Below are 2,051 nucleotides of genomic sequence, written 5' to 3'. Positions count from 1 at the left end.
GTTTTGGCCCCCTCGAATTCCCCCCGTTGAGCCAGAATGAATCCGAGATTGTTCAAACAGACTGCCGTTTGCTCTTTATCATCCAATTTTCGATCCAACTGCAGGGCTTCCCGAAAAAAACCGACGGCTTCCTGAAAACGGTCGGCCATCATATGGGCCACGCCAATGTTGTTCAACGTGCCGGCCAGATTTTTGGTGACCCCCAAACGGCGCTGTATTTCGGCGGCCTTGGTATAATGGAAAAGGGCCTCTTCGATGCGTAACTGGTGGGCGTAGGTGGCTCCCAAATTGTTATAGGTGCGGGAAACCTCGAATTCCTTTCCCAATTTTTCCAATAGCGCAAGCGCTTTTTTCAGGTTTTGCTCCGCTTTTGGGTAATCCGGGATTTGGCGGAATTGGTTCCCCAAGCGGTTGCAAGCATCAGCTTCTTCTTCCAGTTTTTTGAGCTTGCTGGCCATTTTTAGTTGACAGGTGTACTCCGAAATGGCCTTATCCAACTCTCCCTGGCGAGCAAAGAAGTTCCCCCGTTCACGATAGATCTCTAAGAACAGGCCATTTTGGCGGGAGCCAGCAGGGAGTTTTTGCACCCATTTAAGCGAGCGGTTCAAATACCAATTTTCCGTTCTGAAGTCCTCTTTGGCGCCCGCTTCTCCTGCGGCGACGAGAGCCTGGCTGGCGGCCTCCTCCCAAAGGCCGGCGCCGGCGGCCTGAAATTCCCACTCAAACGAACGGGTTTTGTCGGCGGTACGGTTACTTTGGGCAAAGAAATCCCAAATTTTTTTATGGTTGTTTTTCCGGTCTTTCAGTGTCGAGTAAAGCGCTTCGCGCAGGCCGGGGCGGGAGAAGGCGAGGCGGTTTTCTCCCATTGGGAGAAGGAAACCGGCTTGCTGCAGGTTTTTCAGCAGCAGTTTCAAGTTATTTTGTTCCCAAAGGCCGGTTTTGAAGATTTCCTCAAGCGTGATGAAGCCGAGGAAAAACGAGAGTCGAGCCAGAAGCTTTCGTTCTTCGTCCGGGAGGGTGGCGGTGAGCGCCAGAAGCTCTTTTTGCGAGGCGGGGGAGAGGGGGATATCCATGAGGGTGTTTTCCTTCCATTCCCAGCCCGCACCATTCCAACGAAACAGTTTTTTTTTCTGCCAGAAGCCCAGTTCAAACTCGATTAATGAGACCTCGCCAGAGGTTTTCCGCCACAAAAGCTTCGCAGTTTTCTGCGAGACGCCGAAGCCGGAGGCCAGCCAGTCGGCGAGCTCACGTTCGGAAAGTCGGGGATAGGGCTGGAAGCGGTTTTCGATATCGATGGCCAGACGGACAGAGGGAAAACTGGTCGTTTTACCCAGATCCGATTTGTCGTTCAACTCTTTTTGAGCCCGCACGATGGTCGCGGGCACTTCGGCGGAAAGGCTTTTTTCCAAATGCATGGAAGAAGCCGACCAGAATCTCGGGAGAAGGGTGCGGCACCAGCCAGCGGAGGACTCATCCGACCGGGCAAGTTTTTTCCTCAGGGCGGGATCCTCCAGCAGCCAATCCAACACTTGGAAGCCGTCCCGCGGGCGCTCCTCCCTGTTTTTGGCTGCCAGCCGGCCTATCAGATGCTGCCAGAATTCCTTATCCTTCAAATTGCGAATTGGGAGCCGGGGCAGCGGGGCTTCCTGATGGCGGGCCAAGGTTGCCGCTGGGTCAGGGTCGGCAAACGGCGGGCGCCCCAGAAACAGTTCGCAGAGGATTATCCCACAGGCGTAGAAGTCCGCCCGGGCGTCGGGCTTTTCCTTCCGAATCAGCTCCGGTGCCAGATAGTCCACTGTGCCCCCCACACTTTCATTATCCAGTGGGCTTGCGGACTGAGCCAAACCCAAATCCATAATTTTCAACTGCAACGGGAGCTCGGCCTTCCGCCTTGACACGACCAGGAGATTGGAGGGTTTCAAATCCCGGTGCACCAGTCCCTTTTTGTGCAGCAGGGCAAGCCCCAAAAAAAGTTGATAGCAGAGCAATTTTCTGGAAATCGAGTCGAGCTTCGGCCAGCATTCCCGTATGTTTTTTCCTTTTAGAAACTC

1 protein-coding gene is annotated in these 2,051 nt (G+C 54.2%); it reads right to left on the bottom strand.

The annotated features are described in order from the left end of the window. A partial coding sequence (locus tag VNL73_08190) for a tetratricopeptide repeat-containing protein kinase family protein (protein HXF49385.1) occupies window positions 1-1,967 on the bottom strand: 1,967 nt, incomplete at its 3' end. Between the last annotated feature and the right edge of the window lie 84 nt (window positions 1,968-2,051).

The organism is Verrucomicrobiia bacterium (assembly GCA_035574275.1).
Classification (GTDB): Bacteria; Zixibacteria; MSB-5A5; order DSPP01; family DSPP01; genus DSPP01.
The sequence above is the reverse complement of the archived record's forward strand: the minus strand, read 5'-3'. Positions and strand labels throughout refer to the sequence as shown.